The sequence below is a fragment of the Pseudonocardia sp. EC080619-01 genome, assembly GCF_001420995.1.
GTDB lineage: Bacteria > Actinomycetota > Actinomycetes > Mycobacteriales > Pseudonocardiaceae > Pseudonocardia.
This window is the reverse complement of record NZ_CP012184.1, coordinates 5,248,807-5,261,665: the sequence shown is the minus strand read 5'-3', so window position 1 is coordinate 5,261,665 and position 12,859 is coordinate 5,248,807. Positions and strand designations below refer to the sequence as shown.

Genomic DNA, 12,859 nt, shown 5'->3' with positions numbered 1-12,859 from the left:
GCGTGTTCGACAGCGGGTCGCCAACTACCCGCTGTCGCCGGATGGGGTGATTGACCGTCGCCGTCACGAATCGATCGGGCGTCGGCTCGTTGGTCGTGTCGACGCACCCGCACACCGGCGGGAGCGGCACGGGACCAGACGGAACGGCGGGTCCGCCGTCCGCCGTCGGCACGGAGGTTGAACCACGATGAAGCCGAACTCGCGACGGATCGCCGCCGTCGTCGGCGCCCTTGCGGTGACCGGCGTCACCGCGGTCGGTGTGATCGCCGGCACCGCGACCGCGGCCAGCACCGGCACCTGCACGTCGAGCGTCAACGTGCGCTCGGAGCCCTCGGAGACCGCACCGATCGTCGGTGTCTGCGAGCGCGGCGAGAGCACTTCGATCGGTGAGACCGAGGACGGCTTCGTCGAGCTCCCCGAGTTCGGCGGGTGGGCCGTCGCGGACTACGTCTCGACCTCGGGCTCGTCGTCCCCGCGGACCGGCACCTCCGAGGACTCGCTCACGCCGAGCAGCTCGGAGCGGTCGGCCTCGCCGACGACCAGCAGCAGCCCGCGCTCGTCGTCCTCCGACGACGAGGGGTCGGCCGACCGGAGCGGCTCGCCGTCGGAGTCCTCGGACTCCACCGGGTCCTCGCGCACCTCCGAGCGGTCGGCGTCGCCGTCCTCGGAGCGCAGCGCGACGCCGGCCGAGTCGTTCTTCTCGGACGACGACGACTGAGTCGACCCACCAGCGACGACGGCCCCGCCCCGGAGCGATCCGGGTGCGGGGCCGTCGTCGTCGGAGCGGTGCGGTGGCTCAGACCAGGCGCGGGGTGACCGCGTCCCAGATGCGGGAGGCCAGCAACGCCTTGGAGCCCATCGGGAGTTCCTCCTCGCCGCCGTCGCGGGCGAGCAGCCAGCCCGCGTTGTCCGGGGTCTCGAAGGCCTTCCCCTCACCGACCGCGTTGACCACCAGCAGGTCGCAGCCCTTGCGGGCGAGCTTCGCGCGGCCGTGGTGCAGGACGTCGCCGTCGGCGTCGCCGGTCTCGGCGGCGAACCCGACGATCACCTGGCCGGGCCGCGGGGTGTCGTGCACCAGGCCGGCGAGGATGTCGGGGTTCTGCACCAGACGCAGCGGCGGCGGCTCGGCGCTCCCGCGCTTGATCTTGTCGGCGGCGGTGTCGACCGGCCGGAAGTCGGCGACGGCGGCCGCCATCACGACCGCGTCGGCGTCGGCTGCGGCCGACCGCACGGCGGCCTCCATGGCTCCGGCGGACCCGGCGGGCACGACCTCGACGCCGGCCGGCGCGACGAGATCGGCGGTGTGCCCGGCGACGAGGGTGACCCGCGCGCCACGCTGGGCCGCCACCCGGGCCAGGGCCCAGCCCTGCCGCCCGGACGACCGGTTGCCCAGGTAGCGGACCGGATCGAGGTTCTCGCGGGTGCCACCGGCGCTCACGACGACGTGCCTGCCCTCGAGATCACGGGGCAGCGCGTCGGGGCGCTCGAGCAGCAGCCGGGCGAGATCGAAGATCTCCGCCGGGTCGGGGAGCCGCCCCTTGCCGGTGTCGGCACCGGTCAGCCTGCCGGACGCGGGCTCCAGGACGACGGTGCCCCGGGACCGCAGCAGGGCCACGTTGTCCCGGGTGGCGGGGTGCTCCCACATCTCCGTGTGCATGGCCGGGGCGAGCAGCACCGGACATCGTGCGGTGAGCAGTGACGCGGTGAGCAGGTCGTCGGACCGGCCGTGCGCGAGGCGGGCCATCAGGTCCGCGGTGGCCGGCGCGACGACGACGAGATCGGCCCGCTGCCCCAGCGCGACGTGCGGGACCTCGTGCACGTCGGTGAACACACCGGTCGCGACCGGGCGCCCGGACAGCGCCTCGAACGTGGCTGCGCCGACGAACTCCAGCGCCGACTCGGTGGGGACCACGCGCACGGCGTGACCGGACTCGGTCAGCCGGCGCAGCAGCTCCGCGCTCTTGTAGGCGGCGATGCCGCCCGAGACGCCGAGCAGGACCTCCGGTGCCGTCTCGGGCATGGGTGGGTCTTACTCGCCCTCGGTGTGCTCGAGCATGCCGGCCTGGATCTCGCGCATGGCGATGGACAGCGGCTTCTCGCGGGCACCCGGCTCGACGAGCGGGCCGACGTACTCCAGCAGGCCCTCGCCGAGCTGGGAGTAGTACTCGTTGATCTGCCGGGCGCGCTTGGCCGCGTAGATGACCAGCGCGTACTTCGAGCTGACCTGGCCCAGCAGGTCGTCGATCGGCGGGTTGGTGATGCCCTCGGGGGCGGTGATGCCGGCGGTCGGCGTGCTCACAGAGAAGCTCCTGGAGAAGAGAGTGGTCCGGTGACGCCGTGGGACGTGCTCACGCCGCGTCTCGGTCGACCGCCAATGCTACCAACCGGCGGATCACGGCCTGCAGGTCGTCGTTCACGACGACCTCGTCGAACTCGTCCTGCGCGTCCATCTCCTCGATGGCGGTCCGCAGCCGGCGTTCCCGTTGCTCGGTGGTGTCGGTGCCGCGGTCGGTGAGCCGGCGGGCCAGCTCCTCCATCGACGGCGGCGCGACGAACACGGTGACGCACTCGGGCAGCACCCGCTTCACCGAGCGGGCGCCCTGCAGGTCGACCTCGACCAGCACCGGGCGCCCGCCGCCGAGTGCCTGCTCGACCGGCACCCGTGGCGTGCCGGAGCGCTGCAGCCCGCCGTGCACCTCGGCCCACTCGAGCAGGTCACCGCGCTCGATCAGCGCGTCGAACGTCTCGCGGGTGACGAAGTGGTAGTCACGGCCGTCGACCTCACCCGGCCGGGCCGGGCGGGTCGTCGCGGACACGCTGAACAGCAGCTCCGGCAGCGCCTCGCGCAGGCCCGCGACCACGCTGCTCTTCCCCACGCCGGACGGCCCGGCCAGCACGAGCAGGCGGCCACGGGCCGGCCGGTCGTCCTCGCCGGGGGGCGCGGTCGGCACGTCGGAGGAAGGTCCGGTCACGGGATGCGCCGGATCAGCTCGGGTAGCGCTCGAGGAGCGCCTTGCGCTGGCGGTCGCCGAGGCCACGCAGGCGACGGCTGCTCGCGATCTCCAGCTCCTCCATGATCTGCTGCGCGCGGACCTTGCCCACGTTCGGCAGGGCCTCGAGGAGCGCGGAGACCTTCATCTTGCCGAGGACCTCGTCGGTCTCGGCCTTCTTGAGCACCTCCTCCAGGGTGGTGCCCCCGCGCTTCAGGCGGTCCTTCAGCTCGGCCCGGGCCCGGCGGGCGGCCGCGGCCTTCTCCAGCGCTGCGGCGCGCTGTTCCTCGGTCAGCTGGGGAAGGGCCACGGTGTTCCTCCGTACGTACGTTTTCCGTGTCGTGCTGTGTTCTCGTCGCCGCCGCGGGGCGGCGACCGGGCGGTGGGACACCGACCCGTCCGGGGGACACCCCCGGATCCGAATCGAACGTACCCACGCCCTCCACAGCACCGTCAATGGGGGTCCCACCACCGGTTTCGCCGTCCCCGGGGTGATCATCGGCACGCTCTGTGACGCTTCTCGCGGTGCCGTCCGGCTCCCCCGGACGACGGGTCGGCGCAACGCACTCCCCCGGTCGGCCGAACCCGGCCCGCGGGGCTGCGCCCGAACGCCCGCCGGGTGCGCCCAGGACGCCGGCCGGGCGCGGGACGCCCGCGGCGCCCGGCCGGTCGGCACCGCGCCGGGTCGCCCACCGACGCGGAGGTGTCGTCCGGCTCGGGAGCGCCCGGGTCCCGGGCCGGTACGGGCCGTGGGGCCCGCGACGGCCTGTGCTCGGGCCCCGGACGCCCTGCACGGTGCCGGGAGCGCCGGTGGGCCGCTCAGCGCGATCCGGCGCGCCCCGGCGGCTCAGCGCGATCCCGGCGCGCCCCCGGCCCGCTCAGTGCGATCCGGCGCGCGCTGAGGCCAGCTCCTCCCCCAGCGTCCGTGCCGCGTCCTGCAGCGCCACCGGATCCGGACCGGCCCGCAGGACCGACCGTGCGGCGACCGGCAGGACCGGACCGGCGGTCCCGGCGAACCGGGCGACGACGTCGGCGGGGCTCGCGCCCTGCGCGCCGAGCCCGGGCACCAGCACCGGCCCGTTCACCCCGGACAGGTCCAGGCCGTGCTCCCTGGTCCCGCCGACGACGACGCCGACGTCCCCGCACGCCCCGGCCCCGGCCCCGGCCCCGGCGTTGCGGACACCGGCCGCGTCGACCACGGCCTGGGCGACCGTGCCGCCCCCGGGAGCGGTCGCCAGCTGCACCGGCGCCCCCTCCGGGTTGGAGGTGCGCGCCAGCACGAACACGCCGCGCGCGGCCTCCGCCGCCGCGACGAACGCCGGCTCCAGCGAGTCGAACCCGAGGTAGGGCGACAGGGTGAGCGCGTCCGCGCCGAGCGGGGCGCCGACCCGCAGGTAGGCGTCCGCGTAGCCGTCCATCGTGGACCCGATGTCACCGCGCTTGGCGTCGAGCAGGGTGAGTGTCGGTGTCCCGGCGAACCCCGCCAGCAGCCGTTCCAGGACCGCGACACCCGCCGCGCCGTGCCGCTCGAAGAACGCCGCCTGCGGCTTCACGACCGCGACCGTCCCGGCGAACCCGGCCAGGCAGGCGTCGGCGAAGGAGGCCAGCCCGTCGGCGTCGTCGGTCAGGCCCCACTGCGCGAGCAGCGCCGGGTGCGGGTCGATCCCCGCGCACAGCGGCCCGTGCGACGCGACGGCGTCGACGAGCCGCTGCCCGAACCCGGTCACTCGCCGGTCCGCAGGGCGGCGTGCGCCTGCTGCAGCGACCGCACGCCGAGCCCGCCGGAGGCGAGCGCCTCGATGCCCTGCACCGCCGCAGCGGCCCCCTGCACGGTGGTGACGCACGGGACACCGCGGGAGACCGCGGCGGCCCGGATCTCGTAGCCGTCGACACGCGGGCCCGGGTTCCCGACCGGGGTGTTGACGATCAGGTCGACGTCGCCCGCGAGGATCGTGTCGACGATCGTCGGATTCTCCGTGCTCGACCCCTCCGAGTGCTTGCGCACCACGGTGACCTCGATCCCGTTGCGGCGCAGCATCTCCGCCGTGCCCTCGGTGGCGAGCACCTCGAAGCCGATGTCGGCGAGCCGACGCACCGGGAACACCATGGCCCGCTTGTCGCGGTCGGCGATCGAGACGAACACCTTGCCCGAGGTAGGCAGCGAGCCGTAGGCGGCGGCCTGCGACTTCGCGAACGCCCGGCCGAACGCCGAGTCGAAGCCCATGACCTCACCGGTGGACTTCATCTCCGGGCCGAGCAGCGGGTCGACGCCCTGGCCCGCGGTGTTGCGGAACCGGTTGAAGGGCAGCACCGCCTCCTTGACCGCCACCGGCGAGTCGGCCGGGAGCGCCCCGCCGTCGCCGGCCGCCGGGAGCAGCCCCTCGGTGCGCAGCTCGGCGATCGTCGCGCCGAGCATGATCCGGGCCGCGGCCTTGGCCAGCGGCACCGAGGTCGCCTTCGACACGAACGGCACGGTCCGCGACGCCCGCGGGTTGGCCTCCAGCACGTAGAGCACGTCGCCGTGCAGGGCGTACTGCACGTTGAGCAGGCCCCGCACGCCGACGCCGTGCGCGATCGCCGCGGTCGCCTCCCGCACCTTCACCATCACCGAGGAGCCCAGGGTGATCGGCGGCAGCGTGCACGACGAGTCACCGGAGTGCACCCCGGCCTCCTCGATGTGCTCCATGACGCCGCCGAGGTAGACGTCCTCGCCGTCGCACAGGGCGTCGACGTCGATCTCGATGGCGTCGTCGAGGAACTTGTCGACCAGCACCGGGCGGTTCGACGAGATCGTGGTGGCGCGGGCGATGTAGCCGGCCAGCGACGACTCGTCGTAGACGATCTCCATGCCGCGCCCGCCGAGGACGTAGGACGGCCGCACCAGCACGGGGTAGCCGATCCGGGACGCGATCTCCCGGGCACCGTCGAAGCTGGTGGCCATCCCGAACTCCGGCGCGGGCAGGCCCGCCTTGCGGAGCACCTCGCCGAACTCGCCGCGGTCCTCGGCCAGGTCGATCGCCGCCGCCGACGTCCCGACGACCGGCACCCCGGCCTCGGTGAGCCGCTGCGCCAGCCCGAGCGGCGTCTGGCCGCCGAGCTGGACGATCACGCCCGCGACCGTGCCGGACTCCTGCTCGGCGTGCACGACCTCGAGGACGTCCTCGAAGGTCAGCGGCTCGAAGTAGAGACGGTCGGCGGTGTCGTAGTCGGTCGACACCGTCTCCGGGTTGCAGTTGACCATCACGGTCTCGAACCCGGCCTCGCGCAGCGCCATCACCGCGTGCACGCACGAGTAGTCGAACTCGATGCCCTGCCCGATCCGGTTCGGCCCGGAACCGAGGATGAGCACCTTCGGCCGCTCGGTCTGCGGGGCGATCTCCGACTCGGCCGCGGGATCGGTCTCGTAGGCCGAGTAGTGGTACGGGGTCTTCGCGGCGAACTCCGCGGCGCAGGTGTCGACGGTCTTGTAGACCGGCCGGATCCCGAGCCGGTGCCGCAGGCTCCGCACGCCGTCCTCGCCGGCGAACTCGGGCCGGACGGCGGCGAGCTGCCGGTCGGACAGGCCGTACCGCTTCGCCCGGCGCAGCAGCCCGGCGTCGAGCACCGGGGCCGCCTCCAGCTCGGCGCGGATCTCGCCGAGCAGCGCGATCTGGTCGACGAACCACGGGTCGATCCCGGACGCCTTGGCGACGTCGTCGACCGACTGGCCCGAGCGCAGCGCCCGCTCGACCTCGTAGATGCGGCCGTCGACCGGGGTCGTGTAGGAGGGCTCCCCCTCCGGGTCGGGCGTCGTCCAGAACCCGGCGCGGTCCCGCTCCATCGAGCGCAGCGCCTTGCCCAGCGCCTCGGGGAACGAGCGGCCGAGCGACATGGCCTCGCCGACCGACTTCATGGTCGTCGTCAGCTCGGGGTCGGCGCCGGGGAACTTCTCGAACGCGAACCGCGGGATCTTCACCGCGACGTAGTCCAGCGCGGGCTCGAACGCCGCGAGGGTCTCGCCGGTGATGTCGTTGCGGATCTCGTCGAGCGTGTAGCCGACGGCCAGCCGGGCGGCGATCTTCGCGATCGGGAACCCGGTGGCCTTCGACGCCAGCGCCGACGACCGGGACACCCGCGGGTTCATCTCGATCACGACCAGGCGCCCGGTCTCCGGGTGGATCGCGAACTGGATGTTGCAGCCGCCGGTGTCGACCCCGACCGCGCGCAGCACGGCGATGCCGACGTCGCGCATGTGCTGGTACTCGCGGTCGGTCAGCGTCATCGCGGGCGCGACGGTGATCGAGTCACCGGTGTGCACGCCCATCGGGTCGAGGTTCTCGATCGAGCAGACGACGACCACGTTGTCGTGGTGGTCGCGCATGAGCTCGAGCTCGTACTCCTTCCAGCCGAGCACCGATTCCTCGATGAGGACCTCGGTGACCGGGGAGGCGTCGAGCCCGGCACCGGCCAGGCGGTCCAGCTCGTCGGACGAGTGCGCCATGCCCGAGCCGAGCCCGCCCATGGTGAACGACGGCCGGATGACCACCGGCAGCCCGAGCTCGCCCGCGGCGGCCCGGACCTCGTCCATCGAGTGGCAGACCCGGGACCGCGGCACGTCGCCGCCGACCTGGGTGACGATGTCCTTGAACTTCAGCCGGTCCTCGCCGCGCTCGATGGCCTCGACGTCGGCGCCGATCAGCTCGACGCCGTAGCGCTCCAGGACGCCGTTCTCGTGCAGGGCGATCGCGGTGTTCAGCGCGGTCTGCCCGCCCAGGGTCGCGAGGATCGCGTCCGGGCGCTCGGTGGCGATGACCTTCTCGACGAACTCGGGGGTGATCGGCTCGACGTAGGTGGCGTCGGCGAACTCCGGGTCGGTCATGATCGTCGCCGGGTTGGAGTTGACCAGCGAGACGCGGATCCCCTCGGCCTGCAGGACCCGGCACGCCTGGGTGCCGGAGTAGTCGAACTCGCAGGCCTGGCCGATGACGATCGGACCGGAGCCGATCACCATCACGTGCTGGATGTCGTCGCGGCGGGGCATCAGCGGTCCTCCTGCCGGGCCTGCTGGTCGTCCTGGTCGGACGAGGTGGTCGGGTCGGCCGGGGGTGGTGGCCAGGGTCGGTCGTCGACGGGGCCGGACCGGCCGGTCACCGGGTCGGCGTCCTCGGACGACCCGCCGGCGGGCGGGTCGGCGTCGTGGCGCAGGGCGTTCTCGACGTCGGAGAACGGTGCGGTGAGGGGGTCCGGGGTGCCGGGCCGCCCCACGGCGGGCATCCGGCCGGTCTCCGGCTCGGGATCCCCGGCCCGGTCCGGCACGGCCCGCGCACCGGCGGGCGGGGTGACCGGGAGCCGGGTGGTGTGGTCGGACCCGTCCGCGGTCCCGGTGTGCGGGCCCTCGGGGCTGCCGGGCTCGATCGGCGCGGCCGGCACCGCGGTGGCGGCCGGACGGTCCGGGTTCAGCTCCACCGACGGGCCCGCCGTCGCCGACGGCGGCGCGGCAGGCGAGGGCTGCGCGGTCTGCCCGGGTGCGGGGGCCGCTGCGCCTCCGGCGCCGGCCCGGGCGTCCGCCTCGGCCTCGTCCTCGGGCAGCACCTCGACCTCGGGGTACGGCGCGGGCTCGACGCCCTCGGGCCGCTGGCCGGCGACGCCGGCGTAGCCGACCGGGTGCTCCGCCATCAGCTGCACGAACCGGTCGAACAGGTCCGCGGCGTCGTGCGGGCCGGCTGCGGCCTCCGGGTGGTACTGCACCGAGAACGCCGGGAAGTCCAGCCCGGCCATGCCCTCGACGCAGCCGTCGTTCGGGCAGGTGTGGGTGATCTGCGCGCGGCCGTACGGGGTGTCGAACTCCTCGCCCGCCTCGCCGGCGACGGCGAAGCCGTGGTTCTGCGAGGTGATAGCGACCCGCCCGGTGGCGTGCTCGACGACCGGGATGTTGATGCCGCGGTGGCCGTAGCGCAGCTTGTAGGTGGAGCGGCCCAGCGCGCGGCCGAGGATCTGGTTGCCGAAGCAGATCCCGAACAGCGGGATCCGGCGCTCCAGCACCTGCTTCGCCAGCTCGACCGGGCCGTCGGCGGTGGCGGGGTCACCCGGGCCGTTGGCCAGGAAGAATCCGTCCGGGCGCAGCGACTCGACGGTCTCGATGGTGCTGGAGGCGGGCAGCACGTGCACCTCGATGCCGCGCGCCGCCATCATCCGCGGGGTGTTGAACTTGATCCCGACGTCGAGCGCGGCCACGACGAACCGCTTCTCCCCGACCGCGGGGACCACGTAGGTCTCGGCGGTGGTGACGGCGCCGTAGAGGTCGGCGCCCTCCATCTGCGGGCTCCCCTTCACCCGCTCGACGAGCTCGTCGTCGGGCGCCAGGGCGTCACCGGAGAAGATCCCGGCGCGCATCGCGCCCCGCTCGCGCAGGTGCCGGACCGCGGCGCGGGTGTCGATCCCCGCGACCCCGACGATCCCCTGCCCGCGCAGCGCGTCCTCCAGCGAGCCGGTGGACCGCCAGTTCGACGCCCGCCGGGCGGGGTCGCGCACGACGTAGCCGGCGACCTGGATGCCGGACGACTCGTCGTCGTCGTCGTTCCAGCCGGTGTTGCCGATCTGCGGTGCGGTCTGCAGCACGATCTGACGGTGGTACGACGGATCGGTCAGGGTCTCCTGGTAGCCGGTCATCCCGGTGGTGAAGACGGCCTCGCCGAGCGTCTCCCCGGTGGCGCCGTACGCCTCCCCGCGGAAGATCCGCCCGTCCTCGAGCACCAGTAGCGCGGTCATTCCCGAACCTTCCCGTCCTGCGCCGTGATCCGGCCACGCAGAACCGTCGCGACCACCGCTCCGGGCAGCCGCATTCCCTCGTACGGCGTGTTCGCCGCCTTGCTCGCCAGGTTCGCCCCCCGGACCGTCCACACCGCGTCCGGGTCGACGAGCGCGAACGACGCCGGCTCCCCCTCCGCGATCGGACGGCCCTGGTCGGGCAGTCTCCCGATCTCCGCGGGGCGCTCGGAGAGCACCCGCGCCACGCCGTGCCAGTCCAGCAGACCCGGCTCGACCATGGTCTCGATCAGCACCGACAGCGCCGTCTGCAGGCCCAGCATGCCCGGCTTCGCGGCCTGCCACTCGGTGTCCTTGTACTGCTGCGCGTGCGGGGCGTGGTCGGTGGCGACGACGTCGATCACGCCCTCGGCCAGCGCCTCCCGCATCGCGCGGGTGTCGTCCGCGGTGCGCAGCGGCGGGTTCACCTTGTTGACCGGGTCGTAGCTCGACAGCCGGCTGTCGGTGAGCAGCAGGTGGTGCGGGGTGACCTCGGCGGACACCTGCACGCCCTGCGCCTTCGCTGCGCGCAGCACCTCGATGGTGCGGGCGGTCGAGATGTGGCAGACGTGCAGCCGGGCGCCGGCCTCACGGGCCAGCGCGCAGTCCCGGGCGACGATCGTCTCCTCGGCGGTGGCGGGCCAGCCGGTCAGGCCGAGCCGGGCCGCTGCCGCGCCCTCGTGCGCCTGCGCGCCGCCGGTGAGCCGGTGGTCCTCGGCGTGCTGGGCGATCACGACGTCGAGCGCGGAGGCGTACTCCAGCGCCCGGCGCATGATCAGCGGGTCGTTCACGCAGCGGCCGTCGTCGGAGAACATCCGGACGCCGGCCCGCGAGTCGGTCATCGTGCCCAGCTCGGCGAGCTTCTCGCCGCCCAGCCCGACGGTGACGGCGCCGACCGGGTGGACGTCGACCAGCCCGATCTCGGCGCCGCGCCGCCACACGTGCTCGACGACGACGTCGGAGTCGGCGACCGGGTCGGTGTTCGGCATCGCGAACACCGCGGTGAACCCGCCCAGTGCCGCGGCGCGGCTGCCGGTCTCGATCGTCTCGGACTCCTCGCCACCGGGCTCGCGCAGGTGGACGTGCAGGTCGACGAGCCCCGGCAGCAGGACGGCGCCCTTCGCGTCGAGCACCTCGACGCCGTCGGGGGCGGTCAGGCCGGTCCCGACGGCCGAGACGACACCGTCGGCGACGAGCACGTCGACCGGGTCCTCGCCGTAGGGCCGGGCGTTGGTGATCAGCAGGTCGGTCATTCGGGAGCTCCGGCGAGAAGGTGGTAGAGGACGGCCATCCGCACGTGCACGCCGTTGCGCACCTGGTGCAGCACCGCGGAGGACGGGGCGTCGGCGACCGCGGGGGCGATCTCCATGCCGCGGATCATCGGGCCGGGGTGCAGGACCACGGCGTCGTCGCGCAGGAGCCTCGAGCGGTCCTCGGAGAGCCCGTAGCGCACCGCGTACTCCCGCGAGGACGGGAAGAACCCGCCGTGCATCCGCTCCGCCTGCACGCGCAGCATCATCACCGCGTCCAGCGCGGGCAGCTCCGCGTCCAGCTCGTGCGAGACCCGGCACGGCCAGGACTCGACGCCGGCCGGCAGCAGCGTCGGCGGCGCCACCAGCACCACCTCGGCGCCGAGGGTGGCGAGCAGCAGCACGTTGGACCGCGCGACCCGGGAGTGCAGGACGTCGCCGACGATCGCGACCCGGCGCCCGGCGATGCCGCCGAGCCGGTCCCGCAGCGTCGCGGCGTCGAGCAGGGCCTGGGTGGGGTGCTCGTGGGTGCCGTCGCCGGCGTTGACGATCGCGGTGGGCGTGCCGGTGACCTCACGGTCGGCGTCCACCCAGTGCGCCAGCCGGTGCGCCGCGCCCGACGCCGGGTGCCGGGCCACCACGCAGTCGGCGCCCATCGACGACAGCGTGAGGGCGGTGTCGCGCAACGACTCGCCCTTCGAGACCGACGAGCCGGACGCCGACACGTTCACGGTGTCCGCGCTCATCCACTTGCCGGCGATCTCGAACGACACCCGGGTGCGGGTGGAGTTCTCGTAGAACATCGTGATGACCGTGCGGCCGCGCAGCGTCGGCAGCTTGCGGACCTCGCGGCCCAGCAGGGCCTGCCGCAGCCGGTCCGCGGTGTCGAGCAGCGCCGTGGCCTCGCTCGCGTCGAGGTCGGCGGCCGAGAGCAGGTGCCTCACGCGGACTCCCCCTGACCGATCCACACACCGTCGCTGCCGTCGATCTCGGTGAGCGACAGCAGGATCTGCTCCGAGCGCGAGGTCGGGACGTTCTTGCCGACGTAGTCGGCGCGGATCGGCAGCTCGCGGTGCCCGCGGTCGACGAGCACGGCCAGCTGGACGATCCGCGGACGGCCCTCGTCGCGCAGGGCGTCCAGCGCGGCGCGGGTGGTGCGCCCGGACATCAGGACGTCGTCGACGAGCACGACCAGCTTGTCGTCCACACCGCCCTCGGGCATCGCGGTGGACTCCAGCGCGCGGGCCGGGCCGCGCCGCAGGTCGTCGCGGTAGAGGGTGGCGTCGACCGAGCCGACGGCCGGGGCGACGCCGGCGAAGTCGGTGATGGCGGCGGCCAGCCGGTGGGCGAGATGGACCCCGCGGGTCGGGACGCCGAGCAGGACGAGGTCGTCCGGCCGGTCGGTGCCGAACGCGGTCTTCTCGATGATCTGGTGCGCGATGCGCGCGACGGTGCGGGTGACGTCGGCGGCCGAGAGCAGTTCCCTGCCCGGGTCCTGCGCGCCGATGTCCCCGCGGCGGTTCTGCGCCACGAGAGCTTCTCCTTCCCCGCCTCACCGGACGGGTCTTAAAGGACGGTGTTGCACGGCCAACCTAGCAACCGCACCGGTGTGACGCGGCTCCGGCCGATCGGCGTCACAGCGGTGTCCGTCACCCGTCGGAGGTCACGGTCCGGTGACGATCCGCATCGGTCACACCCGCTGTCGCTCCTGTCACTGCGATACCCGGTTCTGCCCTTGCGCACCCACAGGGGCGGGTGGTGCACACGCCCGCCCACACCCAGCGCTACCGCTGACGAGGGATGCGGACTGCCCCGTTCGTGTGGGAAACCGCTCGT

The 12,859-nt window shown here is 73.9% G+C and carries 10 protein-coding genes and 1 pseudogene; 1 reads left to right on the top strand and 10 read right to left on the bottom strand.

The window, feature by feature from the left end:
* Positions 1–187 precede the first annotated feature (187 nt).
* Entirely contained in the window at positions 188–718 is a 531-nt protein-coding gene (locus tag AD017_RS24665; protein ID WP_060575716.1) for an SH3 domain-containing protein, read from the top strand.
* A 78-nt stretch (positions 719–796) separates the two neighbouring features.
* On the opposite strand, the gene coaBC is transcribed toward AD017_RS24665, so the two are convergent.
* The 10 genes and pseudogenes from coaBC to pyrR form a co-directional block, all read right to left on the bottom strand.
* Positions 797–2,020: a bifunctional phosphopantothenoylcysteine decarboxylase/phosphopantothenate--cysteine ligase CoaBC gene (gene coaBC / locus AD017_RS24660; protein ID WP_060575715.1), complete on the bottom strand. Its 1,224-nt coding sequence runs from the start codon at positions 2,018–2,020 to the stop codon at positions 797–799.
* Between the two features lie 9 nt (positions 2,021–2,029).
* Positions 2,030–2,299, bottom strand: coding sequence for a DNA-directed RNA polymerase subunit omega (gene rpoZ / locus AD017_RS24655; RefSeq protein ID WP_010234608.1), 270 nt, complete (start codon positions 2,297–2,299; stop codon positions 2,030–2,032).
* A 49-nt stretch (positions 2,300–2,348) separates the two neighbouring features.
* Positions 2,349–2,951 carry a guanylate kinase gene (gene gmk / locus AD017_RS24650; protein ID WP_010234606.1) on the bottom strand — a complete coding sequence of 201 codons (603 nt, stop codon included), beginning with the start codon at positions 2,949–2,951 and terminating at the stop codon, positions 2,349–2,351.
* Between the two features lie 34 nt (positions 2,952–2,985).
* A complete protein-coding gene (mihF, locus tag AD017_RS24645) occupies positions 2,986–3,300 on the bottom strand; it encodes an integration host factor, actinobacterial type (RefSeq protein WP_010234602.1) in 315 nt (104 codons plus the stop codon).
* Positions 3,301–3,868: 568 nt separating this feature from the next.
* Positions 3,869–4,717 carry an orotidine-5'-phosphate decarboxylase gene (gene pyrF / locus AD017_RS24640; protein WP_060575714.1) on the bottom strand — a complete coding sequence of 283 codons (849 nt, stop codon included), beginning with the start codon at positions 4,715–4,717 and terminating at the stop codon, positions 3,869–3,871.
* Positions 4,714–8,010 (bottom strand): carbamoyl-phosphate synthase large subunit, encoded by a 3,297-nt coding sequence (gene carB, locus AD017_RS24635; RefSeq protein WP_060575713.1) that lies wholly within the window; start codon positions 8,008–8,010, stop codon positions 4,714–4,716. Before carB ends, pyrF begins: the two co-directional genes overlap by 4 nt.
* A gap of 632 nt (positions 8,011–8,642) precedes the next feature.
* Positions 8,643–9,737, bottom strand: a pseudogene (gene carA, locus AD017_RS24630) (glutamine-hydrolyzing carbamoyl-phosphate synthase small subunit); the annotation flags it as partial.
* On the bottom strand, positions 9,734–11,026 hold the full coding sequence (locus AD017_RS24625) for a dihydroorotase (RefSeq protein ID WP_060575712.1): 1,293 nt from the start codon (positions 11,024–11,026) through the stop codon (positions 9,734–9,736). The gene AD017_RS24625 and the pseudogene carA, both read right to left, overlap by 4 nt.
* On the bottom strand, positions 11,023–11,967 hold the full coding sequence (locus AD017_RS24620) for an aspartate carbamoyltransferase catalytic subunit (protein WP_060575711.1): 945 nt from the start codon (positions 11,965–11,967) through the stop codon (positions 11,023–11,025). Before AD017_RS24620 ends, AD017_RS24625 begins: the two co-directional genes overlap by 4 nt.
* On the bottom strand, positions 11,964–12,554 hold the full coding sequence (pyrR, locus tag AD017_RS24615; RefSeq protein WP_010227098.1) for a bifunctional pyr operon transcriptional regulator/uracil phosphoribosyltransferase PyrR: 591 nt from the start codon (positions 12,552–12,554) through the stop codon (positions 11,964–11,966). Before pyrR ends, AD017_RS24620 begins: the two co-directional genes overlap by 4 nt.
* Positions 12,555–12,859 lie beyond the last annotated feature (305 nt).